Here is a 25606-nt window from a genome sequence, read left to right on the forward strand (position 1 = left end):
ATGGCCCTCAATAGTGCGCTCTATTTAGGGGATATCAGGCATCGCCGTTCGCACCCAAAGGAACATACTTTCAAGTACCCTATGTATATGGCTTGGATAGACTTAGATGAGACAGACAAGCTTGATTCTATTCATCCATGGCTTGGCACTAAAGGGTTTAAGGCTCTCAAATTTAATCAAACTGATTACTTAAAAAGCCATAAAGGCAGTTTAAAAGAGAGGGCACTGAATGTTAGCGAGATGCTAGGACAACCTGCTTGTTCTGATCGTGTGATGATGCTTTGTCAAGTTAGGTGTTTTGGTATCTATTTCAGTCCAGTTAACTTTTACTTTTTTAGCGATACACACGGCAACTATACACATATGGTTGCAGAGGTTAGCAATACGCCTTGGAATGAGTGCCATTGTTATCTCGTCTATTTGAATAAAAAAGTGAACTTTAAAAAAGTCTTTCACGTATCTCCTTTTATGGATTTGGACATGAATTATCATTGGACTGTTCGTAATCCAGATAAGAATACATTGATACATATTGAAAATAAAAAAGACGATATGTTAATTTTTGACGCAACACTACGACTTAAACGACATGCATTAACATCAGCGAATGTCAGTAAAGTAATTAGACGCTTTCCAGCTATGACAGTTTCAATTTGTAAAGGTATCTACTGGCAGGCATTAAAACTATTTTTGAAAAAAGTGCCGTTTATAGGGCACCCAGGATAAGAACATGGAAAATACATCAGATTTGAAAGTTCGCAATGCGACATCGTGGTTAACAGGGGTATATAAAAGGCTGGTTTTTGCGGCTTTCAATACGATAGAAACTGGACATATCACCTTAAAAGAGGGGTCACAGACACATGAGTTCGGTCATTGGTCTAGCGACCTTACGTGTTCCGTTACCGTCGTTGATGAGCAAATGTATAAAGCGTTTGCGCTAGGTGGCAGTGTTGGCGCTGGTGAAGCGTACGTAGATGGTTTTTGGAAATGTGATGATTTAACCGCATTAATTGAAATATTTGCCGTTAATCAAAAGCAACTAGACAGTTTTGAAAGAAAGTTTTCCATAGTAAGTGGGCTCGTTAATAAGCTCGGACATTTAAAAAATCGTAATTCAAAATCTGGGTCGAGAAAAAATATTGCTGCGCATTATGATCTTGGTAACGATTTATACTCCGCATTTTTAAGCCGTGAAATGATGTACTCAAGCGCAGTATATCCGAGTACTGACGCCACACTAGAGCAAGCGCAGGAAAATAAGCTCGCTGTAATTTGTGAAAAATTAGATTTAGAAGCGTCTGACACTGTTATCGAAATTGGCACTGGGTGGGGGGCATTTGCTGTTTATGCCGCGAAGACGTATGGATGTCATGTCACTACGACAACTATTTCTGAAGAACAACACGCGTACGTTGCAGATCTTATTGAACAGCAAGGTCTACAAGATAAAATAACGCTGCTAAAGCATGATTACAGAGATTTGTCAGGTAAGTATGACAAGTTGGTGTCTATTGAAATGATAGAGGCTGTGGGGCATAACTACTTGCCAAGCTTTTTTGAAAAATGTAACGCACTACTCAAGCCTTCTGGTGCCATGCTTATTCAAGCTATAACCATCGCGTGTCAGCGATATGAACATTACTTAAAAAATTCCGATTTCATTCAACAACATATTTTTCCTGGCGGCTGCCTACCTTCGATTGAACAGATGAATAAGCAGATCAAGGGTGGCACAGATATGGTTGTGCATGAAATATCTGATATCGGGCTGCACTATGCAAGGACGTTATATGATTGGCGTAAGAAGTTTATTGATGCATGGCCAACGTTGGATCAGAGTAAATTTGATGAGCGCTTCAAGCGTCTATGGTTATTTTATTTATGTTATTGTGAAGGGGCCTTCAAACAAAGAGCCACGAGTACGGTGCATTTAGTTGCTAGGAAGCCGAGGTATGTATCAAATGAATGTAAAGCTACGCTTAATTATTAATTTTATTCTGTTTCAAACTAGCTGGTTTAGTGCGCTCTTTCTCCAAGAGGGAGCGCTAATTATAATAGCGGTTGCTATTTTTTTAATGGGTCTATTAGTGCAAAGTCGGCCAATTAGTTTGTTTATTGTGGCATGTTTATTACCGCTTTCTCTTTTGTTCGAGTTCATCGCGATATCTACGGGCGTTGTCAGCTATGAAGCGACATTTGTGCCGACGTGGTTGGTTGGCCTATGGGTGGCATTGTTATTAACGTTCAATGATTCCTTTAGGTTTATGCTAAGTTTACAGTGGTGGAAGGTCGCTTTAGCTTTTGCTGTTTTCGGTCCATTAAGCTACATGGCAGGGGCACGTTTTGGTGCGCTCACTATTTCTGAGTCGATGATACATTATTGGGTCTTATTTGGGGTCATGTGGGCTACTTATGCAGCGCTTGCAAGATATATTTACCAGGCTGCAGTGATAAAATTCCAACAACAGTAACATAAAGTATTGCTTAATTGTCAACGCCTTGGTAATTTGTATTTGCTGGCTAGATTTAACGCAAAATGTGCAATGAACGCGCGCCATTACTGAGTTTCGTAGGTTTTTTCTGAAAAATCTCAAGAAATGGTTGCACATCTAGTTAAAATGCATAAACATAGCTTTTGCTCAGGCAAAATATAAATGAATAGGAATCTTATAATGAATAAAGCTCAACTAGTAGAAAAAATGGCGGCAGATGCTGAAATTTCTAAAGCAGCAGCAGCTCGTGCTCTTGAAGCGTTCACAGGTGCTGTAACTACGTCTTTAAAAGATGGTGATTCGGTTGCACTGGTTGGTTTTGGTACTTTCTCTGTTAAAGAGCGTGCTGCACGTACAGGTCGTAATCCACAGACTGGTGACGAAATACAAATTGCAGCTGCAAATATCCCAAGCTTCAAAGCGGGTAAAGGTCTAAAAGATCAAGTTAACCCATAAAGCTTGATTTATATTTAAAGAAAAGGGGCTATATAGCCCCTTTTATGTTGCTGTAGGTCATTCTAACCTTTAAGTGCTTTATCGCCTCGGCCAATGCCAACCGCGCCAGAACGAACTAATTCAATGATGTCTGTTTCATGGCGTAACATATCCAAAAAGGATTCTATTTTTTCAGCATTACTGATCAGCTGAAGGGTGTAACTTTGTTTACCCATATCGATGATTGCACCACTGTAAACATCTGCAATACGCGTTACTGATGCACGTGTTACTTCATCTTTAGCGTATACCTTAACAAGTAATAACTCTCTCTCAATGTTTGGCATGTCGGTTAAATCTATCACTTTTAACACATCGACCAACTTATTTACTTGCTTGGTGATCTGTTCAACGATACGGTCATCGCCTTGTGTCGTGATAGTGATGCGAGATAGGGTATTATCATCGGTAGTGCCTACAGTTAAGCTATCAATATTGTAAGCGCGTTGAGAGAACAACCCGACAATACGAGATAAAGAGCCTGGTTCATTCTCTAACAAAATACTCAGAATTCTACGCATTATCCTTTTACTCCCTTTTTAAGCCACATATCATCAATTGCACCGAGTTTAATCTGCATGGGGTATACATGTTCTTTTTCATCAACTCGGATATCTAAAAATACTAATTTGTCTGTTATCGAAAATGCTTTCTCTAGCGCAGCATCTAGTTCATCAGGGTGGTCAACCCGAATACCAACATGTCCATAGCTTTCTGTTAGCTTTACAAAGTCAGGTAAAGAGTCCATGTAGGAGCTTGAATGGCGACCATCATACATCATATCCTGCCACTGCCTTACCATGCCTAAAGAGCGGTTATTCAATGAGACAACTTTTACTGCAAGCCCATATTGAAGGCAGGTAGATAGCTCTTGTATGTTCATTTGAATTGAACCGTCTCCAGTCACACACACAACATGCTTGTCAGGAAAAGCAAGTTTAACCCCCATTGCTGCGGGTAGGCCGAACCCCATTGTTCCAAGACCACCAGAATTGATCCACTGACGCGGATATTTAAATGGATAATACTGGGCTGCAAACATTTGATGTTGTCCTACATCAGAACTGACATATGCTTCACCTTGTGTAACCTGGTAAACTTTTTCAATCACTGTTTGCGGTTTGATACAATCTTTTTCTGTATCGTATTGTAAGCACTTAGCAGCTCGCCATTGTGTTATCTGTTGCCACCAATCTTCTTGGGCACTGCGGTCGATTCGCTTCTCATTGGTATCGAGTGCAGTTTGTAGTTGACCTAAAACGGTAGCTAAACAGCCAACAACAGGGATGTGTGCAGGTATCGTTTTAGAAATCGAGGTAGGATCGACATCCACATGAATGATGGTCGCATTCGGGCAAAACTTTTTAACATTGTTAGTAACTCTATCGTCGAATCTTGCACCCAAAGCGAGAATTACATCGGCATTTGCCATCGCTTTATTTGCTTCTAAGCTTCCATGCATACCCAACATACCAATGAAGTTAGGGTGAGTACCGCTGATCCCACCTAGGCCCATTAAGGTATTAGTAATTGGTGCATTTAGTGTTTCAACCAGCTCTGTAAGCTGCTTTGAGGTATCTGAAAGAATGATCCCGCCACCAGAGTAGATAACTAACCGTTGGGCATCTAAAATTGCATTGACTGCTTTTTTGATTTGCTTAGGATGTCCTTTTACATTTGGCTGATAAGTACGCATTTGTGTGCATGTTCCAAACTTATAATCAAACTTTGTTTGGGGGTTGAGAATGTCTTTTGGCAGTTCAACCACAACAGGCCCAGGGCGTCCGCTGGCAGCGAGAAAAAATGCTTTGGCCAGTATATTTGGAATCTCTTGGGGATCACGGCAATTGAAGCTATGTTTCACAATCGGCCGTGAACATCCTACAATGTCAGTTTCTTGAAATGCATCATCCCCAATCAAAGAGGAGGGGACTTGACCAGAAAGAACCACCATGGGGATCGAATCCATATATGCTGTTGCGATACCGGTAATACAATTTGTCGCACCTGGTCCAGATGTAGCGAGCACCACTCCAACTTGACCTGTCGCCCTTGCATAGCCATCCGCCATGTGTGTCGCAGCTTGTTCATGGCGAACTAAAATATGTTTCACATCATCTTGCTGGAAAAGCGCATCATACAGATCAAGCACTGATCCGCCTGGATAACCAAATATATATTCAACATCAAGCTCTTTCAGCGCTTTTACTACCAACTCGGAGCCATTAAATTGCTCTTTATTCATCCTCATTCCTCAGTTATTGCCCGAACACTAAATTTGAACCAAAAAAAACCCCGCAGTTGCGGGGTTAAAGCGTAAATTTACTCAACACGACCCCGCTGGACTTAAGTATAAGACCAGGACGAGGACATTTAAGTGTGAAATACGTTTCATTTTGGCGACGATCCAAATATTTATTAACATAAGTTATTAAAAATGTTTTTGACTGATCTGTCAACCGCACTCCTTGCTTTTTGCATAAATAACGCGTTATATATTTATTTTTGAAGTTTTATGTGTATTTGGTGTGATTTTTAGTTCTTTATGGCATTATTAATTCACTATATTTAAATTCACGGGACTTCTTAATCGTCATAAAGCGAGAATAGTTGTGTCAGATAGTCATCTATTGCAGTAGTCGGGCTAGGAGAGAGGTAAATAAGGTTTAGTACGTAAAGTATGAGTGTAAAAAAACCCGCATATTGCGGGCTTTTAATAAGTGGGTAATTATAGACGGTCGATAACTGCTTGTGTGAAGTCAGTTGTACCATGGTTACCACCAAGGTCACGCGTAGTACGATCACCGGTTTTAATTACTTCAGCAACGGCGCTACGAATTCGCTCCGCTGTGTCACCCATTTGTAAATATTCTAGCATCTGAATTGAAGCTAAAATAACAGATGTTGGGTTTGCTAAATTTTTACCCGCAATGTCTGGTGCACTTCCGTGAACAGCTTCAAAGATTGCAGCATTTTCGCCAATGTTTGCACCTGGCGCCATGCCAAGTCCACCGACTAAACCAGCACATAAATCTGATAAGATATCACCAAAAAGGTTTGTCGTAACAATAACGTCAAATTCTTCAGGCGTCATGACGAGTTTCATACAGGTTGCATCAACAATCATTTCTGCTGACTCAATGTCAGGGTAACGCTCGCCAACTTCACGTGCAACTTTTAGGAAAAGGCCAGAAGTTGATTTTAAGATATTGGCTTTGTGTACAGCGGTTACTTTTTTACGGCCTTCTCTTTGTGCTAGCTCATAAGCGAAAGTTACAATTTTTTCTGCACCTTCTCGCGTGATTTTTGACATTGCTTCTGCTTCGTTACCATCTTCAGAGACTACTTGACCAAGCCCTGAATACATACCTTGTGTGTTTTCACGTACTGTGATGATATCGATGTCATCATAACGTGCTTTAGTGCCTTCAAAAGATTTTACCGGGCGCACATTTGCATATAGACCAAACTGTTTACGTAGTGTTACATTGATCGACGTAAAACCTTCGCCAACAGGCGTGGTGAGTGGGCCTTTTAAGGTGATTTTATTTTTCTCAATGACTTCAAGCGTTTCTTTAGGCAGCAATTCACCTGTTTTTTCAAGAGCTGCAAGGCCTGCATCTACGAATTCATAGTCAAAGTCACAGCCTGCTGCATTTAGGATCTCAATTGCTGAGTCAATGATGCTTGGGCCGATGCCGTCGCCTTTAATTACGGTAATGGTTTGCTTAGCCATTGTAAGTTTCCTTTATCAAATATGTGTATAAACACTAGCCCAATATTTGAGCTGACATCGTTTAGTGTAGTAAACAAAGTCGAGGGGAGTGTCTGTTCGCTTGAATTTTAAGGGCGATTTATATCAATTTATACTGAGATATTCCAGTAAGGAATGTGGAAAAGGTATCAATCTTAATTATGTTTGCTATGCATGGTATTTATAGGGTAAATAATGGGTCATATTTACTGCACCTTGGTTTCTTTTTAGACAAATAAGGTTACTCAATTGTACACAGAGGCGATTGCTCTAACATGGCTGTCAAAAGTTGCGTGCGACTTTGCCAGTTAAATTCGTCCAATATTGAGTCTAACACTTGGCTTTGCCAAGCGGTTAGTTGGGACTCACCGGTTAGGATAATGACAGTAATGAGTTTAATTGCAGAAAATAGCTTGGCATCGACGGATAAGCTTTGTTTTTCTGTTAGCTCTGTTTCGGTAAAAGCATTATGCATTTTTGAAAACCTAAAGTTGTCTTGCACAAACTCATTTAATAATGGACCATCGAGTTGTTCAAACCCAAAAATACAGGCGAGTGAAACAGGGGTTTGAGAAAAATCATCTGATGGCGGAGTAACTAGTCTCATGATTTGTGAGTCATGGTTCAGCACAATAAAATAGATGACCGCAGTAAATGGTCCCAAAAGTGCTTCAAACGATTCAGGTTTACTTTTGCTGAGTAAAACAAAAATTATCTTACTTATTAGGGTGTATTTGCACCAAATATCGGCAGAGAATGGATGGGGTTGTTCAGCTAATAAGGTTTCTAACAATACACGTTGACAAAGGAACCCGGCAGTATCCAGCCCAACCATCGTTAAACAATGTCTAAGTGTCGTGGCTTTTTGGCCCTGCCTATTATATTGGCGAGCGGCGTGACGTAATGCTTGTTCTAATTGAGTAAAAGGGGCTATGGTTTTCTCAATTGCCTTAAACTCTATATATTGTTCTTGGCCCAGTTTACCAACGGCCTCTAAAATCATATCTTTATTATTGTGCTCGCGTTGCGGCAACTCAATGACTTGATCATTAAACCAAATACTATATAAAAGTGTTTTGTCTGTTGTAATGATTGGTTTATAAAAAGGAGTGAGTTGTTTAGATGTTTTGACCATTCCGGCAACTTTATTGTCCTTTAATATTCCCAGAGTTATAGATTTGTCGGCCTTTGCAAGCACCATTGCATGATTGCTCTTATAATTAACCATAACACCGGTCGGGTAGTGTGCAAATTGCTGTGCAAGTGCTATCAGGCTCGATTGTGCAAACTGATTGTGGGTATTTACATATAAAGACTTAATCGTTTGGGTAATATTAAAAGTTCTGACTTTAGGGCGCGGGGTTATCGCTTTTGAAATTCGCTTTGCTAGGCACACTAGCACGGTCGTATTGTCATAAAGGGGGATGTGCTTGACGCCTGTGATCGCAGCGGTGTATTTATCAAGGCGAGCTAAAACTCGTTGTAACTGGCCGCTTGGCACTTTCGCACTTTTTAGCATCTTGATTGCGATTTGGTGACGTAGTTTTAATAGTTTTTGTTCTTGGGCAGTAAGCGGTTTCGCGCTAGCTAAGCGATTGGTTTCATTCGTGCTGCAAATGTGGTCTGATAGGCAAGCTAAGACGAGTTCTTCTGTAAATTGTGACGAATACCCATTTGCGTGGCACAGAGCACATATCACAATACATTGGTTTACGACGAGGTTGGTGGTGTATCCATGATCCGCAACGTAAAATTGTAAATGAGCATGTAGTGCATTGGGTGTATGGTTGTACATTAAAACAAAGCGTTCTGCTAATTGAGTTAATGTGGGGTAAATCGCAGGCCATTTTTCTTTATTATAATATAAACGAAGGGCTTGATGAGTGTGGTCAAACAATCGCTTTAGTTGCTTTGGACTGGCCTCAAATTCATACACTAATTAAACGCCTTATCATATGCTACAGAGGCACTAGGACCCCAAAGAGTCAGTTTGCCGTTCTCAAATAATAGACCCGTGCATTCGTCACGAGTGGTAATGCCATCGGACTTAACTAACTGGGTTCTATAGTAAATAATTTGTACAACGTTATCATCGTCTTTTTTAGCAAAAGTTAAATCTGGACTCCCTAGAGTCTCGAGCACATCATCAATGGTTTTGTCGTGTCCAATCTCTAATTTAGAAATAAAGCGATTGTTAAACGCTTCTCGGTCTTGCCAAATCATTGCCTGTGGATCGTCTTTATAAAAGTTAATGACTAACATAACAATGACAGCATATACTGCTAATCCTAACACAATGTATTGTAGTACTTTTTTTATCATATAATGCTCATAAACCGATTATCTTGAGTATAGCAAAGCGTTGCATATTTAAACCATTGCATCTAAAGCAGTTAATCTTATTTGATTTAGGTTGAAGCCTAAATGAATATCTGTACGTAACGAAACGAGATTTTTGCTAATAATGTAGTTATCCATACCCTCCGCGATTTTATTACGCAAGGCGGGTTTAAATTGTTCGTGTGCCATAGCCGTGTCAACATTACCATATTCTTTAATTAGCGCTACGGCAGATTTGTTTCCAACCCCTGCAACACCCGGGATATCGTTGGTTTTATCGCCGGCTAATGCCCAAAGCTCAATAAGTGATGCTTTAGCAACACCAAATCGAGATTCTACCTCTTCATCGGTGACCCATGCTTTTTTAAAATAATCAAAGATACCGATATAGTCACTCATAAAAGGGTAAAACCCTTTGTCTGTAGAGATAATTGTTGAGGGGATACCGCCAGTCTGTGCTTTACAGGCCAGTGTCGCTATAATGTCATCAGCTTCATCTTGTTCTGGGCGATATGCTGTGACACCTAATTCAGAAAATGCTTCACAGATAGTTGTTAAGTTGTCAAAAAGCAAAGAAGGCATCGGTTTTCTTGAATGCTTATACTGTTCAAAGTAGTGATAACGCCAGCTTTTATCGCCGTCAAAAACCGCAATCATATGCGTTGGTTTGGTTAACTGGATAATCTTTTGGGTTGCGTGCTTCACCCTTGCTTTACAAGATGCGATCATCTGTTGGTCGCTGTGGTGTGAATGCTGCATATCAACAGCAAAAATGCGCCGAATTAAGTTCAGCGCATCGATAAGTACTAAGTTTTTATTCATGCTTTTATTTTATAACACGGGATATATTTACTGCCTGGAAGCTTCATTCTACCTTGTTCTACAAAAGCTTGCAGAAGTTTATCCATGTCCTTCATTAAAGAGGTGTCACCACTGAGCGTGTATGGTCCACTGTGCTTGATGGCTCTGATCCCCTCATCTTTGACATTACCAGCAACAATTCCTGAAAACGCACGACGTAAATTAGCTGCCAATAATTGCGTTGGTTGTTCTAAATGTAAGTTAAGTCCAGACATGTTTTCATGAGTCGGCGCAAATGGCATTTGAAATTCATTATCAATTTTTAATGTCCAATTGAAATAATATGCGTCACCTTGCTCTTTTCTGTATTGTCTGACATCCGTCATACTCTGTTTGAGTTTGGTCGCGACGAGTGTTGGGTCGTCTACAATTACTTCGAATTTACTGAGCGCTTCTTTTCCTAGAATGCTTTCTACAAACGTGCATATTTCAGTAAAGTAACTTTCTGACTCTTTTGGGCCTGTTAAAATGACGGGTAAACATTGCTTTGCATTATCGGGGTGTAACAAAATTCCAAGTAGATAAAGCAGTTCTTCAGCCGTACCTGCCCCACCAGGGAATATGATGATCCCATGCGACATCCTAACAAATGCTTCCAAACGTTTTTCAATATCGGGTAAAATAACCAGTTCATTCACGATAGGATTAGGGGGCTCTGCTGCAATGATACTTGGCTCTGTAAGTCCCAAATAACGATTGCTGGTGATACGCTGTTTAGCATGCCCAATTGTTGCACCTTTCATTGGGCCTTTCATAGCCCCTGGACCACAGCCCGTACATATATTCATGCCGCGCAAACCAAGCTGATAGCCAACTTCTTTAGTATACTTATACTCGGTTTCATTAATAGAATGTCCGCCCCAACAAACAATGAGGTTAGGATCAGTATTCACTTGTAAGGCATCTGCGTTGCGCAGCATATCAAACACCATATGGGTGATTTCTCTAGGGACGTGTATTTGCTCTTGATGCTTTTGGCAAATAAATAAAATGTCTCTTATTACTGAGAAAATATGCTCGTGAATACCTGTAATTATTTCTCCGTCTACGAAGGCTGTGTCAGGTGGGTTATCAAGCTCTATTTTAATACCTCGCTCTCTTGCGATAAGCCTTATCGCAAAGTCTTGGTACTTGTTGTATATTTCAGAGCTGGAGTCGGTATGGCTACCGACGTTGAGTACTGCGAGCGCGCAGTTCCTAAAAAGGCGATAGCGCTCGCTATGTGAAGATTGTTGTAATAAGTCTACTTCAAGTTGAGATAACAGATTTAGCACACCCGTTGGGTTTAACTGTATTTGCATAGGCATTCTCCTTGTTATTCACGAAGACAAATACGGTCTCTTCCGCTGTTTTTTGCCTCGTAAAGTGCGTCATCGGCTCTATCAAAAGCTGATAACGGTGTATCACCTTCTTTAAACTGTGTTGCGCCTAAAGATATGGTGATTTGTACTTGCTTCTCTTTGAACTTAAACGGTATTGATTTTATTGTAGTACGTACTTTCTCTAGAGGTTGCTTTGCTTGGCCAAGCGGCATTCCTGGCATTAGCAACACAAACTCTTCACCGCCATAGCGGGCAATGAAATCGGTTTTTCTGATTGATTTTTTTAAAGCTCGGGCAATAACTTGTAACGTTTTATCGCCAGCACTATGACCATACTGGTCGTTAATAGACTTAAAATGGTCAACATCAATGACCACTAATGTAACATCTGTCTTTTGTAAATCGAAAAGGTGAAACTCTTGATTAAATCGGTCGTCAAATGCGGCTCGGTTTGGCAGCTTGGTTAACCCGTCGAGTAGGCTTTTAAAGCGTTGCTCTGAGAGCCGCTTTTTATAATTTGTTACTTTGGATTCAAGAACATTGATCCTCTCGTTAATCTTTTCAAAGCTAGCAAAAAGCGCCTCTTTATCGGCTCGTTCGAGTTTTTCTCGTTTAACTAAATCACTGCTTAAAATTTTAAGCTCGCCATCTACTAGTGCTTTTAGCTCTGTCATCGAGGTTGCTTTTTGCGTCTGCTCGTTCAGGCTTTTTATTTTTGTTTCTATTTGTTTATTCAAGCCATTGAGTTCGTCACTCATTGAGCGAGAGTTTTTAGTTGTATCAATAATAGAGGAATGTAGTTCTTCTAACGTTTGATTTAACGAAACCAAAAAACCTTGAGCAGATTGACGCTCTCTTGCAATACTTTTTGCAATTATCCTGACAATACCTAGTGCTGATTCTAGCAATACATCAACATTGTCATTGAGGCTTATATTATTTTTGATTGCCTTAACTTCATTTGCGACATCTTCGTCGAAAATTAACTCGTTAGCCAAAGCGAGCAACTCAGCGGCAACTTCAGGGTTTTTGTCTGGCCCTGAGCTTGGTGTATCAGTTAATACCGTTGCCTTGCTTTGTAGTGCTTTATGGTAAATCGTAACAAGTTTGTCGAGTATGGGAATAAACTCATTGGTCGATTGTACGTCAAGTTCATGATCTAACAGATGGCGAAGCATTCTTCGTCCATCTTCAGGCAAACCTTTTACGCGCTGTAGCTGTTTTCCTGAGTCAGTAATGGATTGAAGTAACTGTCGATGGTTAGCTGAATTGACCGCTTCCTGCTGCTTCAACATGGTGGTCATATTGTCAATCAAGGGAGAGAACTCTTCAAAGTCCATGCCTTTGTTTAACGCACTTCTGAATTTAGCAAGTTGGTTGTCTAGGGCGACGTCTTGACCTTTACAGCTAAGAGATAATTTGGCCGCAAATTGCGATAGCACGTCAACCTGATGCTTTCGTGCTGTTTCTAGGGCTTTGCGAACTTTTATTGCCTGCCCGAGTTTTTTTTCTAAATGCTCAGTATTATCAGTCACAAATATAGACCATTTCCATTGTAGAGGTTCTCACTCACAAGTTTACAACAAATATCTGATTAATGTAGATGATTTTGTGTTTTGCTGGCATTTCTTCAAACAAAAATGTGGATTCACCGCGTTTTATAAATAAAAAGATAATAGATTTGATAGGGTCGAAGAAAACATTGTTATTTAGAAAGTTATGATAAATAAACCAACCCTTATTGCCTTGGCGTGTATGCCGTTCCTCTCGTTTGCAGAAGTCGCATACCAACTCAAAATAGACCAAGGCACCCATCATTTAGGTGATGTTTCAATTACGTTCCCTAAATCTGCGCAATCCCACTTAGATATACAACTACCAGATTGGCGTACGGGTCGTTATGAAATATTGAATTTAGCGAATGGTGTTCGACTATTTAATGCAGAAGATCAAAATGGCAAAGCGTTAGAGTGGAAAAAAGTAGATAAAAATACTTGGCGTGTTCATTTTGATGAGCCCACAGAAGTAAATATTGATTATCAGGTTTACGCAAATGAGCTAGGGCTCAGAGCAAGGCATATTGATGACAGTCATGCATTCATTGATGCATCGGGCTTTTTTATGTTCAGTGATTCTTTTCGACAAGAGCCGGTGAGTGTTGAATTAAATGTTCCTGACACTTGGCGATCTGTATCGGGTATGGCGTTTGGGGATAATAAACACAGTTTTGTCGCCAAGAATTATGATGTTTTGCTAGATTCACCAATAGAAACCGGTATTAATGAATTACATAAGTTTGAAGTTGACGGCCGACAGTACGAATTAGTGATATGGGGAGAAGGCAATTACGATGTTGCGTTGATGCTGAGAGATTTAAAAAAGCTGGTTAAAACGGGTACCTTAATTTGGGATGATTACCCATATCAGCGTTACGTCTTTATGGTACATGCAACGAGTGGCGCACGCGGTGCTACCGAACACTTAAACTCGACAATAATTCAACGCCATAGAGATTCGTTTGCTAAAAGAGATGACTACGTTGCGTTTATCTCCACGGCTGCTCACGAGTTTATTCATACATGGAATGTGAAAAACTATCGGCCAGCGGGCTTAGTGCCTTACGACTATACGGGTATTAACTATAGCGATTTACTGTGGTTGGCTGAAGGGTCAACAAGTTATTTGGAAGATTATTTATTACTTAGTGCAGGTATCACCACCAACCAAGAGTACTTTAAAGGACTCACTCGTACCATTAATCGCCATTTAAACACTCCAGGTCGAGAAATTCAGTCTGCTGCCCAAACAAGTTTCGATAAATGGATCAACCAAGGGGGCGATCACGGCAAAAATTATAGTACCAACATTTACTCTGAAGGCGCGCTTGTTTCTATGGCGCTTGATATTGATTTATTGGTCAAAAGTGATGGAAAAGTCAGCTATAAGGACGTACACCGCGAGCTGTATAAACAGCATAAACTACCAAATTCATTTACCAGTGCTGATGTAAAAGCAATTTTAAAGCAATTAAGTGGAAGAGATTACACTCAGTGGTGGGCGAAACATGTTGATGGGCCATTAAATCTAGACTTTGATGCATTATTGGCGCAGGTCGGTTTAGAGCATGCACGTCCTTCATCTGTAAAACCCATTGCGTCAATGGATGCCATAGCAAAAAATAGTGGCGAAGTATTAATACTTAATCATGTAGCAAGAGAGGGAGCCGCTTGGGCCGCAGGCCTTACTCCTGGTGATAAGATTGTCGCGGTGAACAAGCATCATGTTCGAAAGTCACTTAATGCAACATTACAAGGTTTTTCTGCTGGTGATAAAGTCACGGTTGATTTTATCAGGCGCGACAAATTGATGAGTACAACATTAATCCTGTCACGTGGTTATAGTAAGCCTAAGTTAGTAAGGGCGATACTAAAACCATCAATTAGACAAGCTAAGCTGTATAAAGCTTGGATGGGGGTCGAACACCCATCTCACCCTATTAAATAACGAGCTATCTCAGCTGAACATATTCACTCCAGTTATTATGTCATAGTAGCTGGAGTGAACGTAGAGCGGTGTGTATTAGTTATTGAGCTTAGCTTTGAGCGCCTCGATGGCTTTGCACGTTGCCGTGTGGTTAAGTCGCTTTTCTTGAAACTGATGCCATTTTCTTTTCCAAAAATGCTTTTTAACTGGCGCACCACTGGATGCTTTGGCAATGTCGCTCTCAAACTCACCCGCTTGTTCAATGTAATAGGGCATCATTGAATAAACGGGGACGTTGGTTTCCCAAATATGCTGTATATCAGTGTCAACCGGCCGTGCAAACTTGTCGGTCGCCTTTAGGAGCTGCCTAGCGCCCTCTAAACTAATAGCTTGAGCACAGCAGCCTGTCATCGCCTTTTTATGGATCACTAGGTCGAAGTGGCTATTTAACTTAGACTTATACAAAATTGGTTTTTCTCTATTTTCATAAGCGGCAAGTTTAATGAGTTGCCAATCAAAGTTAAGATCAGCTATTGAGTCGAATACATCTTGTAAAGGGCCAACAATTTTAAAATCGTCCTCAATGATAATGGCATAATCAAGTTGGCGATCAACAATGGCTTGCCATGCTTTTCTGTGGCTTAAGTAGCAACCGATTTCGCCTTGACTAAGTGCACGATGATACTTTTTTAGATTCAAGGTGTGACTGTAATGACGGGCAAGCTCCTCTTGAGTTAAAGACTTTCCATACACGCCAGATAGTCGTTCAAACCGAATATTTTGGCTATTTAACCTATCGGTACACGCTTTTAAACGTTGTGTGCTTTGATCTAAGTTGATCAAAAATATGGCAGGAACGTTATCGCGCATTACTGTGATATCTCTAATTTAATTTGCCAAGGTTGTTTTTTATCAAAAGTTTCGTGTTTGGATAGGCTGAGGGTGGGTGATTGCGCCGCTTTTGAAAATTGTAGCGTGTTTTTCTTTTGGACTGCTTTCCACTCAGTACTTAAACATGATTCAATCAGGCGTTTTGAGGTATCAAATACTTGTGAGGCAGTGTTATCGCTAGAAAAATTCTGTTCACAATGATAGCCAGTAGATCCTGTACTGTAGTTACTTATCTGACATTGCTCACCGACTAAATGTGCTTTTGCTTGCCATGATGTTAAAAATGGGGTTGAAACTTTAGCACCTTTTAACGGTTCAAACCCCGATGGGGCACTATTAATAAGTGCTTCTACCTTTTGACATATATTCATGGTATCGACTTGAGCTTGCTTTGAAGGTGATAATGTATTGCAGCCCGTTAAGCCAATAATAAGGGAAAAGGCGCTAAGAAGAGGTTTTACCATGGTGAGATCCTTAACTATTTTTAGCAAGCATACCATGGTAAAACGGAAAGACCAGACTCGTGTTATTTATGTCTGTTTTGCAAGCAGTTTATAACGCTTGATAAATTAGTTTCACTGCGCTGTAACAAGACCAATAAATGATAGAGCAAATCAGCAGACTCATTTTCTAATTCGTTTATGTCGGCTTTCATCGCAGCAAGGGCAACTTCAACGCCTTCTTCTCCCACTTTTTGACAGCTACGACTAATGTCTTTGGCAAACAAAGATGCCGTGTAACTCGACTCAGGGTTATCATTTTTACGAGATACAATGACTTCTTCTAGCTCTGCTAAAAATCCGATTGCGGGTTTGGCGTCTCCAAAGCAACTTTGGGTACCCAAGTGGCAGGTGGGCCCCTCAGGTAATGCAAACAATAAGATTGAATCTTGATCGCAATCGGTATGAGCGCTGACTAAATTGAGTACATTTTTAGACGCTTCTCCTTTGGTCCACAGGCGCTGTTTTGAGCGAGAATAAAAAGTCACCAGTTTCTTTTCTAATGTCATTTTGATTGCATCACTGTTCATAAACCCTTGCATGAGGATCACGCCTGATGTGGCATGTTGCACAATGGCTGGCAGTAACTCTGCTTTATCAAAGTCTAATTGTGTTAGGTTTGCGGGGGTTAATTGCATAGTCTACTCGCTATATTTTGAGATGCTAAAAACTGCTTAAGCTCGTTAATATTTATAATGTTTTTATGAAATACGCTGGCGGCTAATGCGCCATCGACCTGGCTATGTGTAAATACATCAGCGAAGTCTTGCATTGTACCTGCACCACCGGAAGCAATCAGTGGCACATCACAAATGGCTCTGATCTCACTTAATTGCTTATTATCGTAGCCTTTTCTTACACCGTCTTGATTCATACAGTTTAAAACGATTTCACCTGCGCCTAACTCTTGTACTGTTCTAACCCAATCTTGGGTTTTATAGCGCGTTTGACTCGAAGCATTAGGGTCGCCAGTAAGTTGATACACTAAGTATTGGTCTGTCTTTTCATCGTAAAAACTATCTATGCCTACAACAACACATTGCTTGCCGAATTCATCGTGCAATTCTTTTATCAGTGCAGGTCGTGCTATTGCTGGGCTATTGATACTGATCTTATCAGCACCTTGTTCAAGTACCTTTGCTGCGTCGGCTACCGATTTTATGCCGCCGGCAACACAAAAAGGAATATCAATATGGCGAGCGATCGTTTGCACCCAATTAACATCTAATAAACGCTTCTCTACGCTGGCACTTATCTCATAAAATACTAACTCATCAGCACCTGCATCACTGTAGAGCTTTGCCAACTCTAAAATGTCGCCAACAACTTCATGGCCTTTAAACTTAACGCCTTTTACGACTTGTCCATTTTTAACGTCTAAGCAAGGTATTATTCGCTTTGATAACATGCGAGTGCCTCCTCAACTGTAAATGCACCATCTAGCAGTGATTTTCCAAGAATAATGCCGCCTACCCCTATCTCAACGAGTCGATTTATATCTGCTAACGAACTCACTCCGCCAGATGCTTGTACTTGTATGTTCTTATTGTGTGCACAAAGTTGTTCGTATAACGCAAAAGAAGGGCCTGTCATGGTACCATCCTTACTGATGTCCGTGCATAAAAAGTCAGTTATGCCAAGTTCAGCATAAAAGTCGACGAGCTCAAACAATTCAACTTTTGCGTCAGACAACCAACCATGTGTCGCTGGTGCCCACCCTGTGTCGGTTTTGTTTACATCTAGGGCTATTACGAAACGTTCAGCGCCAAATTCTTTAATCCAACTCGACACCTGACTTTGTTGGTCGACCGCCATTGAGCCGATCACAACTTGTGAAGCACCCGCGTCAAGCCATTGTTTAACATCTTCGTAGCTTCGGATCCCACCGCCAACTTGATAAGGAACCGATAATTGGCTGGTGGCGGCTTGAATTTGTTGCCATTGCTTTTTAGCAGGATCCCGAGCACCTTCCAAGTCAACTAAGTGAAGCTTAGTTGCGCCACTAGTCTGATAAGACAGTAGCCGTTCATCGAGTTGGAACGGGTAAAACTGAGCGGTATCGTATTTGCCTTGATACAGCCTAACAATCTGATTTTGGAGTACATCTAATGCAGGTATGATCATAATAAGGTCCTTTACAGTGTCCAATTAACAAAGTTTTGTAGCAAGGTTGCGCCAACTTTGGCACTTCGCTCAGGGTGAAACTGCATTCCCGCATAATTGTCTTTAGCAACAATAGCTGAAAAGCACTGTCCATATTCGCCTTGCGCCAAGGTACAGTCGTTTACCGAGTGCGCAAAACTGTGCACAAAGTAAACTTGATCATTGCGACTGATATTGGCAGTCAATGGGTGCTCTGCACAGTGTGTTAAGTTATTCCAACCCATATGGGGGGCGGTTAACCCTTTTACGTCTAATGCAGAAACATCCCCCGGTATTTTGCCAAGACAGGTTATATTTCCTTCTTCAGTGCTGTTACATAGAAGCTGCATACCTAAACAGATCCCCATCAGTGGCTTTTGATAGTCGTTAATTGCGGTATCCCAGCCTAAGGTTGTTAGGCGTTCCATAGCGACTTTAGCATGTCCGACACCCGGAAGAATGGCGCGGTCAAAATGCGCCAATTTAGCAGGATCTGTTATCACCTCTGGCGTAACGCCAAGGCGTTCAAATGCGAATCTCACAGAGTTGATGTTGGCACAACCGGTATTAATAATGGCTATCATAAACACCCCTTAGAACTGGCTGTTTGTTGCGTAGTATCTTGTGCAATAGCCATTCTTAGAGCGCGCGAAAAAGCTTTGAATAACCCCTCAACTTGGTGATGACAGTTACCATCAGAGACTGATAAAATTAAGCTGATCTGTGCATTATCTGCGAGTGATTTAAAGAAATGCTCCACCATTTGTACATCCAAGTCACCCGTACTTTGCCGGCTAAACTCGGCATTGAGCACAAATGATGCACGCCCTGATAAGTCAAGTTGACATTCTGCTTTGCACTCATCCATTGGTAAAGAGAAACCATATCGAGCTATTTGTGATTTTGTGCCTAGAGCTTGTTTTATGACTTGCCCTAATGCAATGCCAACATCTTCTACAAGGTGGTGTTCATCGATGTGAAGGTCGCCTTTAGCGATAATATTTAAGCCAATATTTGCGTGCGTCCTAATTTGGTCGAGCATATGGTCGAAAAAGCCTAACCCTGTTGAAATTTCGCCATTTTTAGTTTGATCAAGATTAGCTGAAACGCTGATCTGTGTTTCTTTGGTATTGCGACTTACAGTTGCTTTTCTGTTTAATGTGGTCAATTGGGTTACAATGTGGGACCAACTTCCTTCATATAAAATACCTTCGATACACAGGTTTTCTGCGAGTCCTATATCGGTTTGTCGGTCTCCAATCACATATGATTTAGCAAGGTCAACTTTACCAGAGCGCATAATTTGTGTGAGTAACCCTGTTTTTGGCTTTCTACAGTTACAGTTGTCTTCATCAAAGTGTGGGCAGATCAACACTTCTTCGAAAAATATTCCCTGACTTTCAAATATCTCCATCATTTTATTTTGTGCTATGTCGAAGTCAGCGGTTGGAAAACTATCGGTACCCAGCCCATCTTGATTAGATACCATGACAAGCTTGTAACCTGCATTTTGTAATTGGAGTAGGGCGGTGATCACATTAGGCAACAGGACGAGCTTTTCAAGGCTATCGACTTGTTTATCTGTCTTTGGCTCGTCTATTAGCGTGCCATCTCTGTCTATGAATAAATATGGACTGCTCATTATTAATTCCTTACACTTGCGCCGAGATGACGTCTAGCCAATCTTTAACGGACTTTAAGTCTTGTTCATTACCAATTGATATACGCAGCCAGTTATCTTGGCCATATAAATTAAAAGGTCTCATTACTAACCCCATTTGTGCCGCGAAAGATAAACAGCTTTTGTCTTTAAGTTGTAATGTCACAAAGTTGCCGTCACCACTGAGTATGTCGTTGACAGCGGGAGACTGTTCCAACCAACTTAAAAGCGTTAGTTTGGCTTTGTTTAAAATGGTTACTTGGCGACGCATCTGAGTGATTGCATCACTGTTCAAGGCTTTTTCAGCGATTTGTGCAACCACGGTTGATACAGGGTAAGGCGCTATAACTTTGCGAATAGGCGCGAGGATTGATTTATCACCCAACATGAATCCAGTGCGCAAGCCTGCCAGTGCAAATGCCTTTGATAGCGTTCGTAAAATTACAAGGTTGTCGAAGTCCTTGAGCAGTAGAGCGCATGAATTAGATTCTGAAAACTCTATGTAGGCTTCATCAACTACAACGATAGCCTTACCAGCCAATGCTTTAGTGACTTGGGCAATTTTTTCTACTGGCGTGATACTACCTGTCGGGTTGTTTGGGTTGCAAATGAATACCAGTTTACTGCCTGATACTGCTTTAATGATGTCTTCAACAGTGCCACTTAGCAATAAATCTTGGGATAGGCCATTAACAGCAACATTATGTGTGTCAGCGGTTACTTTATACATGCCATAAGTTGGCAAAAATAGCGCAATATTGTCTGTTGCAGGCTCACAATAGGTTCGCACCAATAGGTCGATACCTTCGTCTGCACCTCGGGTCATAATAACTTGTTCTGAACTTACGCCCGCATAATCTGCATATGCATCTATAACGGGGGCAGGTTGTGGATCAGGATACCTATTTAGGCCACTCAGTATGATATTTACGTCTTTCACATAAGGGCTTTCATTGGCATTGAGCCATATATTACCTGATACTTTTTCACTTTTTGCAGAACTATAAGCCGTCAGTGCTTCTATATTGCCAGGCAACAACGTGTCTTGTGCTGGTTTATCAGTCATTGTTTAATTGCTCCAGTCTTACTTTAACTGCGTAGGCATGGGCGTCTAACCCTTCAGCCTCTGCTAGTGGCAATATGGCTGAGCTTAATGCTTTAAGCCCTTGTTTTGATATTGTTTGAACCGTGTATGTTCTAAAAAAATCTAATAGATTCAAACTAGAATATACTTTGCTGTAACCATAAGTAGGCAATACATGGTTGGTACCTGAGGCATAATCGCCAGCCGATTCTGGTGTATAGTCACCAACAAATACAGATCCTGCGTTATTGACTAACGGCAAATACTGCTCCGGTTCTCCAAGTTGCAGTATTAAATGCTCTGGTCCATATTCAGCCGAAACGGCAAAGGCTTGCTCAATTGACTCTACCAAAATGAGACTACTATTTTGCATAGCTGCTCGCGCGATATCTGCACGCGGGAGTAACGCTAATTGCGTTTCGATGGCCTGCTGTGTTTTTTCAATGACGAGTGTGTTGTTGCATAACAAAATGACCTGAGAGTCACGACCATGCTCTGCTTGTGATAATAAATCTGCTGCAATAAACTCAGGGTTTGCACGTTCGTCTGCAATAACCAATACTTCAGATGGTCCTGCTGGCATATCAATGGCAAAGCCTGGTTCGCTTTGGCTCAATATTTGTTTCGCCATTGTGACATAGCTATTACCAGGGCCAAAAACTTTGCTTACTTTTGGCACTGTTTCTGTGCCAAACGCCATCGCTGCGATGGCACCTGCGCCACCACTTTCAATCACTGTCGTGATCCCACATAGCTTAGCGGCATAAAGTATTGCTGGGTCAATTTTTTTGTCACCATTGACTGGCGTGGCAAGTACAATCGTCTTTGCTCCGCTAAGTTGTGCACACACACCTTGCATCAAAACCGACGAAGGTAGAGGCGCACTGCCACCAGGCACATACAATCCAACAGCATCTATCGCTTGGTAGCGCAGTTCGCAAAGCACCCCAGGCGTTGTTTCTAAAGTGGTACTGTTTGGCAACTGCGCTTGGTGAAACATCTTAATATTGTTATATGCTGTCTCAATTGCCACTTTTAATTCTGTGTTTAGCACTTTAACACTATTGTCGATCTCTTCTTGAGGGACCTGAAGCCTTACATTGCTGCGCTTATCAAATTTTTCAGCGAATGTGATGAGTGCGCTATCACCATTTAATGCTACTTGCTCGATAATATCGTTTACAGCGGCTTCAACATTTTTGCTTGCTGAAAGAGCAGGGCGCATTAGTGCGCCTTGCTGCTGCTGTAACGTCAATTCGTTCCAACGGATCACGTTATTACTCCATCATTTTTTCGATTGGCATAACTAGGATTGAGTTCGCACCGAGTGCTTTTAGTTCTTCCATTGTTTCCCAGAAAAGCGTTTCACTGCTTACCATGTGAAGTGCAACGTATTCATCACTGCCAGCCAATGCGAGTAGTGTTGGTTGGCCTGTGCCCGGCAGAAGCGCACATACTTCATCTAACTTGCTCTTTGGTGCATGCAGCATGATATATTTGCTTTCTTTTGCTTGTTTGACCCCTTTTAAACGAGGCATAAGCTTTTCAATTAGGGCGAGCTTTTCAGGGTCTTGCAGGGCTGGGTTTTGAATAAGGCAAGCGTTAGATTCAAGGATTGTTTCTCCTTGCATTAATCCATTGGCTTCTAAGGTGGCACCAGTTGATACTAGATCGCAAATTGCGTCAGCTAAACCAGCTCTAGGCGCAACTTCTACCGAGCCTGTGAGCATGACTGCACTGGCGCTGATATTTTCGCGCTTTAAGTACTGTTTTAAAATCTCTGGGTACGTTGTTGCAATCCTCTTGCCTTCAAACCAGTCCTTTGACTGCTCACCAAGTTCTTGCGGCCAGGCGAGTGCTAATCGGCAAAAACCAAAGTCTAATTTAGACAATGTGATCACATCTGCATTTTGTTGTTGATTTTGTCTTTCGGCTTGAGACTCCACCAGAACATTCTCACCAACAATGCCTAAATCACAGACGCCGTCCATAACTAGCCCCGGAATATCGTCATCGCGAACACGAAGTACATCAATTGGCATATTGGTTGAGTGTGCAATGAGACGTTGCTCACGTAAATTTAATTTTACACCGATTTGTTTTAATAGGTCTTGGCAATCTTTTGATAAGCGGCCAGATTTTTGAATTGCGATACGTAGTCTATTTGTGTTGCTCATAATTTATTTTCCATAAGTATAAAAACTAAAAACCCCGAGGGAACCTCAGGGCGAAAATAAGCTATGAATTTTGCTCGCCGGAGGTTCCTTTTAGGAATAACCCACCAGCGAAATACCTGACAGGTTATCCCGATGAATGATGATGGTGATGTAAAGCTGTCATAGTATTGAACATGGTTAACTCTTCGTTAGTATTTGATTACGCATATAGATAAACATATTACCAGAACGTAGCGCAAGCTTTTTTTATATCAACTTTAGAATATCTTATAACGGCCGATAATAACGTATGAGAACATGTTTTTGAGGAGGTATGCATATGGATGCGTTAAAACCACAGTTTAATATTGTCAGACTTGAGGTTCATCACAAGCCATTATTTTATATTGCAGGCGTGCAAGAAAGTGCGGTTGATAGAATAAAACTTGAGCGAGCAAAGCGTGAGGATATTGAAAAAAAGAAACAATCAAAAGCATCAGAAAATAAACAAAAAGGCAACAATAAGCCGGGTGAAAGTGATAAACACCTTGATATATGGGCTTAGTGCTTTTGTACTAATATAAAAGTTGTATTTTTTCGTTTGTTCAATATATAATCCTTCCCAATTCATTAATTTAATTACGTTTTTCATTAGTCTGCCTGTATGATATTTACACGGTGGAAATGTAGTCTATTCAGGGTTGTATATATGAACTTTACCATTGTCCAAAAGTTATACGCTGCATTTTTTGCTGTGTTAATTTTACTTTCGTGCACCTCAGTCTTTGTAATTTATAAAGAAATTGAGATTTCTCACGTTACCCAAGAAGTAGCCAGTGACGATGTACCCGGAGCATTTGTCTATATGCAACTGATTGATGAACTAGGAGACGTTAATACTGCTTTATATGCAATTGTTAATGATATAGAAGGGGCGACGCAAAGCTACTATGATGATAAAAATGAGCTATTAGATTACTACGAACAATTATATAAATTGGAATCTAAAAAGGCCGAAGACCGGCGGGTTATGGCTCAAATAAAACGTTTAATTGACGATTTAATACAAGTTGCAGAGACAAAAATAATTAGCGCGTCATTACCATTTAATGAAAAGCTCATAACGTTAGTCGAGTTGGAAAAACGGTATATTTCGAAGTTAGAGGATATGTTAGAGGCAGGTGCTAATGAAGAACGTGATGATACGGCACTCGCGATGACTGAAATTCAGAAGCAACTTGATTTTCTAAATACAATATTAATCGTCATTACGCTAGTGGCGATAGTTATCTCGGTATTGATTGCGTGGCGTTTAGGTCTGTCAATCTCACAGAGGTTACACTTGGTGGCAGTACAAGCGGGGAATATTGCTCAAGGGCGATTGGATATTCAACCACTTGAAACAAGTCATGGAGATGAGATCAGCGCGCTATCATCGTCTATCAATGATATGCAAACTTCATTAACGACACTTGTTGGACAAATAAAGTCAGTCACGGGTGAAGTTGGCGATAGCAGTGCCACACTTGGCAAAGTTAATGAGCAAGTTGCCCAAGGGATCAATAAGCAGCAGCTAAAAGCGGATCAAATTTCCACAGCAGCAGCACAAATGAGTAGCTCCATTGCTGAAGTGGCTCACCAGAGTGTCGACGCGGCGGATATTGCAAACCAAGCAGGCAGCAGCGCAAGTCATGGCGGAAAGATAGTTAATGAAATGGTGATGAGTATTCGTGATGTGTCGTCCACCATTGAAGACTTATCGGATTCGGTTGGTAATTTGGGGCAACGTGGTAAGCAAATTGGAGAGATCATAAAGGTGATCAATGAGATTGCCGAGCAAACTAATTTATTGGCACTTAACGCGGCGATTGAGGCTGCAAGAGCTGGTGAACAAGGGCGTGGTTTCGCGGTAGTTGCTGATGAAGTTAGGGGGCTCGCTAGTCGAACAGCAACAGCGACACAAGAAGTCGCAGAGTCAATCAGTGCAATTCAGCAAGAGACCGATATTGCGGTGTCTAGAATGGCACAAAGTACAGAGGTTGTTGATAAAGGGGTATCGTTAAGCGAAGAGGCTTTAGCAGCGCTAGAAGATATTGTCAGCCAGGCCCAAACGGTTAATAGAATGATTGACTCAGTTGCTGCGTCGGCAGAAGAGCAAGCAGCAGTCACCAAAGAGATTAGTCAAGACATTACAGATATTAATGAAATTGCGACCGAAGCAGTTGCTAATTCTGAGGCTGCGCAAAGTGCTGCAAGCGCACTATCGGAGAATGTTGAACACCTCGAAACCACACTCAGTAAGTTTGCCGTTTAGGTTGCGCCATGGAATCTGCGCATAGAGCTTACTTGCTCTATGCGTGAACTCTTCGTACAATCGTCGCAAATTTTTTAGCAGTACAGTTAATTTGTCTATTCAACAAGTA

The 25606-nt window shown here is 41.1% G+C and carries 25 protein-coding genes; 7 read left to right on the top strand and 18 right to left on the bottom strand.

Annotation, left to right across the window (positions count from 1 at the left end):
• The 4 genes from BGP78_RS19500 (at position 1) to BGP78_RS19515 (ending at position 2951) form a co-directional block, all read left to right on the top strand.
• Positions 1 to 726 carry a DUF1365 domain-containing protein gene (locus BGP78_RS19500; protein WP_119862954.1) on the top strand — a complete coding sequence of 242 codons (726 nt, stop codon included), beginning with the start codon at positions 1 to 3 and terminating at the stop codon, positions 724 to 726.
• A 4-nt stretch (positions 727 to 730) separates the two neighbouring features.
• Entirely contained in the window at positions 731 to 1993 is a 1263-nt protein-coding gene (locus BGP78_RS19505; RefSeq protein WP_119862955.1) for a cyclopropane-fatty-acyl-phospholipid synthase family protein, read from the top strand.
• Positions 1956 to 2474, top strand: coding sequence for a DUF2878 domain-containing protein (locus BGP78_RS19510; RefSeq protein WP_119862956.1), 519 nt, complete (start codon positions 1956 to 1958; stop codon positions 2472 to 2474). Before BGP78_RS19505 ends, BGP78_RS19510 begins: the two co-directional genes overlap by 38 nt.
• 201 nt (positions 2475 to 2675) lie before the next feature.
• Positions 2676 to 2951: an HU family DNA-binding protein gene (locus tag BGP78_RS19515; RefSeq protein WP_010361902.1), complete on the top strand. Its 276-nt coding sequence runs from the start codon at positions 2676 to 2678 to the stop codon at positions 2949 to 2951.
• A gap of 62 nt (positions 2952 to 3013) precedes the next feature.
• Here BGP78_RS19515 and ilvN read toward each other — a convergent pair whose 3' ends face one another.
• The 8 genes from ilvN to BGP78_RS19555 form a co-directional block, all read right to left on the bottom strand.
• Positions 3014 to 3511, bottom strand: coding sequence for an acetolactate synthase small subunit (gene ilvN / locus BGP78_RS19520; RefSeq protein WP_010361903.1), 498 nt, complete (start codon positions 3509 to 3511; stop codon positions 3014 to 3016).
• Positions 3511 to 5235: an acetolactate synthase 3 large subunit gene (locus tag BGP78_RS19525; RefSeq protein ID WP_119862957.1), complete on the bottom strand. Its 1725-nt coding sequence runs from the start codon at positions 5233 to 5235 to the stop codon at positions 3511 to 3513. The genes ilvN and BGP78_RS19525 overlap by 1 nt, the downstream gene beginning before the upstream one ends.
• Before the next feature lie 483 nt (positions 5236 to 5718).
• Entirely contained in the window at positions 5719 to 6726 is a 1008-nt protein-coding gene (locus tag BGP78_RS19530; RefSeq protein WP_119862958.1) for an isocitrate dehydrogenase, read from the bottom strand.
• 259 nt (positions 6727 to 6985) lie between these two features.
• Positions 6986 to 8680, bottom strand: a complete 1695-nt coding sequence (locus BGP78_RS19535) for a hypothetical protein (RefSeq protein ID WP_119862959.1) — start codon at positions 8678 to 8680, stop codon at positions 6986 to 6988.
• Complete coding sequence (locus BGP78_RS19540; RefSeq protein ID WP_119862960.1) at positions 8680 to 9066, bottom strand: DUF3192 domain-containing protein; 387 nt, start codon at positions 9064 to 9066, stop codon at positions 8680 to 8682. Before BGP78_RS19540 ends, BGP78_RS19535 begins: the two co-directional genes overlap by 1 nt.
• 48 nt (positions 9067 to 9114) lie before the next feature.
• Positions 9115 to 9906: a flap endonuclease Xni gene (xni, locus tag BGP78_RS19545; protein ID WP_119862961.1), complete on the bottom strand. Its 792-nt coding sequence runs from the start codon at positions 9904 to 9906 to the stop codon at positions 9115 to 9117.
• Entirely contained in the window at positions 9903 to 11246 is a 1344-nt protein-coding gene (ppnN, locus tag BGP78_RS19550; RefSeq protein WP_119862962.1) for a nucleotide 5'-monophosphate nucleosidase PpnN, read from the bottom strand. The genes xni and ppnN overlap by 4 nt, the downstream gene beginning before the upstream one ends.
• Positions 11247 to 11260: 14 nt before the next feature.
• The gene (locus BGP78_RS19555; protein ID WP_119862963.1) at positions 11261 to 12802 is read right to left on the bottom strand and encodes a GGDEF domain-containing protein; all 1542 of its coding nucleotides are present in this window, start codon (positions 12800 to 12802) and stop codon (positions 11261 to 11263) included.
• 184 nt (positions 12803 to 12986) lie between these two features.
• On the opposite strand from BGP78_RS19555, the gene BGP78_RS19560 reads away from it, so the two are divergent.
• The gene (locus tag BGP78_RS19560) at positions 12987 to 14771 is read left to right on the top strand and encodes a M61 family metallopeptidase (RefSeq protein ID WP_119862964.1); all 1785 of its coding nucleotides are present in this window, start codon (positions 12987 to 12989) and stop codon (positions 14769 to 14771) included.
• A 75-nt stretch (positions 14772 to 14846) separates the two neighbouring features.
• Here the strand turns inward: BGP78_RS19560 and BGP78_RS19565 are convergent, their stop codons facing one another.
• The 10 genes from BGP78_RS19565 to hisG form a co-directional block, all read right to left on the bottom strand.
• The gene (locus BGP78_RS19565) at positions 14847 to 15620 is read right to left on the bottom strand and encodes a glycosyltransferase family 25 protein (protein WP_119862965.1); all 774 of its coding nucleotides are present in this window, start codon (positions 15618 to 15620) and stop codon (positions 14847 to 14849) included.
• Entirely contained in the window at positions 15620 to 16105 is a 486-nt protein-coding gene (locus BGP78_RS19570) for a hypothetical protein (protein WP_119862966.1), read from the bottom strand. The genes BGP78_RS19565 and BGP78_RS19570 overlap by 1 nt, the downstream gene beginning before the upstream one ends.
• Positions 16106 to 16167: 62 nt before the next feature.
• The gene (hisIE, locus tag BGP78_RS19575) at positions 16168 to 16779 is read right to left on the bottom strand and encodes a bifunctional phosphoribosyl-AMP cyclohydrolase/phosphoribosyl-ATP diphosphatase HisIE (RefSeq protein WP_119862967.1); all 612 of its coding nucleotides are present in this window, start codon (positions 16777 to 16779) and stop codon (positions 16168 to 16170) included.
• Complete coding sequence (hisF, locus tag BGP78_RS19580) at positions 16770 to 17549, bottom strand: imidazole glycerol phosphate synthase subunit HisF (RefSeq protein ID WP_119862968.1); 780 nt, start codon at positions 17547 to 17549, stop codon at positions 16770 to 16772. Before hisF ends, hisIE begins: the two co-directional genes overlap by 10 nt.
• Positions 17531 to 18265: a 1-(5-phosphoribosyl)-5-[(5-phosphoribosylamino)methylideneamino]imidazole-4-carboxamide isomerase gene (hisA, locus tag BGP78_RS19585; protein ID WP_119862969.1), complete on the bottom strand. Its 735-nt coding sequence runs from the start codon at positions 18263 to 18265 to the stop codon at positions 17531 to 17533. Before hisA ends, hisF begins: the two co-directional genes overlap by 19 nt.
• An 11-nt stretch (positions 18266 to 18276) precedes the next feature.
• Positions 18277 to 18867, bottom strand: a complete 591-nt coding sequence (hisH, locus tag BGP78_RS19590) for an imidazole glycerol phosphate synthase subunit HisH (RefSeq protein WP_119862970.1) — start codon at positions 18865 to 18867, stop codon at positions 18277 to 18279.
• Entirely contained in the window at positions 18864 to 19925 is a 1062-nt protein-coding gene (gene hisB, locus BGP78_RS19595; RefSeq protein WP_119862971.1) for a bifunctional histidinol-phosphatase/imidazoleglycerol-phosphate dehydratase HisB, read from the bottom strand. The genes hisH and hisB overlap by 4 nt, the downstream gene beginning before the upstream one ends.
• Before the next feature lie 10 nt (positions 19926 to 19935).
• On the bottom strand, positions 19936 to 21009 hold the full coding sequence (gene hisC, locus BGP78_RS19600) for a histidinol-phosphate transaminase (protein ID WP_119862972.1): 1074 nt from the start codon (positions 21007 to 21009) through the stop codon (positions 19936 to 19938).
• Positions 21002 to 22300, bottom strand: a complete 1299-nt coding sequence (hisD, locus tag BGP78_RS19605; RefSeq protein WP_119862973.1) for a histidinol dehydrogenase — start codon at positions 22298 to 22300, stop codon at positions 21002 to 21004. Before hisD ends, hisC begins: the two co-directional genes overlap by 8 nt.
• Before the next feature lie 4 nt (positions 22301 to 22304).
• On the bottom strand, positions 22305 to 23204 hold the full coding sequence (gene hisG, locus BGP78_RS19610; RefSeq protein ID WP_119862974.1) for an ATP phosphoribosyltransferase: 900 nt from the start codon (positions 23202 to 23204) through the stop codon (positions 22305 to 22307).
• Positions 23205 to 23523: 319 nt separating this feature from the next.
• Here hisG and BGP78_RS19615 point away from each other — a divergent pair, with 319 nt between their 5' ends.
• Positions 23524 to 23748: a hypothetical protein gene (locus tag BGP78_RS19615; protein ID WP_119862975.1), complete on the top strand. Its 225-nt coding sequence runs from the start codon at positions 23524 to 23526 to the stop codon at positions 23746 to 23748.
• Between the two features lie 144 nt (positions 23749 to 23892).
• Positions 23893 to 25497, top strand: coding sequence for a methyl-accepting chemotaxis protein (locus BGP78_RS19620; protein ID WP_182912338.1), 1605 nt, complete (start codon positions 23893 to 23895; stop codon positions 25495 to 25497).
• Positions 25498 to 25606 lie beyond the last annotated feature (109 nt).

It is taken from the genome of Pseudoalteromonas sp. MSK9-3 (genome assembly GCF_003590335.1).
In the GTDB taxonomy this organism is placed as follows: Bacteria; Pseudomonadota; Gammaproteobacteria; order Enterobacterales; family Alteromonadaceae; genus Pseudoalteromonas.

Bases quoted from the DNA above. Each gene is read 5' to 3' on its own strand.
- hisIE (WP_119862967.1), bottom strand. From the start codon at position 16,779: ATGCAATTAACCCCCGCAAACCTAACACAATTAGACTTTGATAAAGCA.
- hisB (WP_119862971.1), bottom strand. From the start codon at position 19,925: ATGAGCAGTCCATATTTATTCATAGACAGAGATGGCACGCTAATAGAC.
- hisH (WP_119862970.1), bottom strand. From the start codon at position 18,867: ATGATAGCCATTATTAATACCGGTTGTGCCAACATCAACTCTGTGAGA.
- hisF (WP_119862968.1), bottom strand. From the start codon at position 17,549: ATGTTATCAAAGCGAATAATACCTTGCTTAGACGTTAAAAATGGACAA.
- BGP78_RS19515 (WP_010361902.1), top strand. From the start codon at position 2,676: ATGAATAAAGCTCAACTAGTAGAAAAAATGGCGGCAGATGCTGAAATT.
- hisG (WP_119862974.1), bottom strand. From the start codon at position 23,204: ATGAGCAACACAAATAGACTACGTATCGCAATTCAAAAATCTGGCCGC.
- BGP78_RS19560 (WP_119862964.1), top strand. From the start codon at position 12,987: ATGATAAATAAACCAACCCTTATTGCCTTGGCGTGTATGCCGTTCCTC.
- ilvN (WP_010361903.1), bottom strand. From the start codon at position 3,511: ATGCGTAGAATTCTGAGTATTTTGTTAGAGAATGAACCAGGCTCTTTA.
- ppnN (WP_119862962.1), bottom strand. From the start codon at position 11,246: ATGCAAATACAGTTAAACCCAACGGGTGTGCTAAATCTGTTATCTCAA.
- BGP78_RS19620 (WP_182912338.1), top strand. From the start codon at position 23,893: ATGAACTTTACCATTGTCCAAAAGTTATACGCTGCATTTTTTGCTGTG.
- hisA (WP_119862969.1), bottom strand. From the start codon at position 18,265: ATGATCATACCTGCATTAGATGTACTCCAAAATCAGATTGTTAGGCTG.
- BGP78_RS19500 (WP_119862954.1), top strand. From the start codon at position 1: ATGGCCCTCAATAGTGCGCTCTATTTAGGGGATATCAGGCATCGCCGT.
- BGP78_RS19540 (WP_119862960.1), bottom strand. From the start codon at position 9,066: ATGATAAAAAAAGTACTACAATACATTGTGTTAGGATTAGCAGTATAT.
- BGP78_RS19510 (WP_119862956.1), top strand. From the start codon at position 1,956: ATGTATCAAATGAATGTAAAGCTACGCTTAATTATTAATTTTATTCTG.
- hisC (WP_119862972.1), bottom strand. From the start codon at position 21,009: ATGACTGATAAACCAGCACAAGACACGTTGTTGCCTGGCAATATAGAA.
- BGP78_RS19615 (WP_119862975.1), top strand. From the start codon at position 23,524: ATGGATGCGTTAAAACCACAGTTTAATATTGTCAGACTTGAGGTTCAT.
- xni (WP_119862961.1), bottom strand. From the start codon at position 9,906: ATGAATAAAAACTTAGTACTTATCGATGCGCTGAACTTAATTCGGCGC.
- BGP78_RS19530 (WP_119862958.1), bottom strand. From the start codon at position 6,726: ATGGCTAAGCAAACCATTACCGTAATTAAAGGCGACGGCATCGGCCCA.
- BGP78_RS19525 (WP_119862957.1), bottom strand. From the start codon at position 5,235: ATGAATAAAGAGCAATTTAATGGCTCCGAGTTGGTAGTAAAAGCGCTG.
- BGP78_RS19565 (WP_119862965.1), bottom strand. From the start codon at position 15,620: ATGCGCGATAACGTTCCTGCCATATTTTTGATCAACTTAGATCAAAGC.
- BGP78_RS19505 (WP_119862955.1), top strand. From the start codon at position 731: ATGGAAAATACATCAGATTTGAAAGTTCGCAATGCGACATCGTGGTTA.
- BGP78_RS19570 (WP_119862966.1), bottom strand. From the start codon at position 16,105: ATGGTAAAACCTCTTCTTAGCGCCTTTTCCCTTATTATTGGCTTAACG.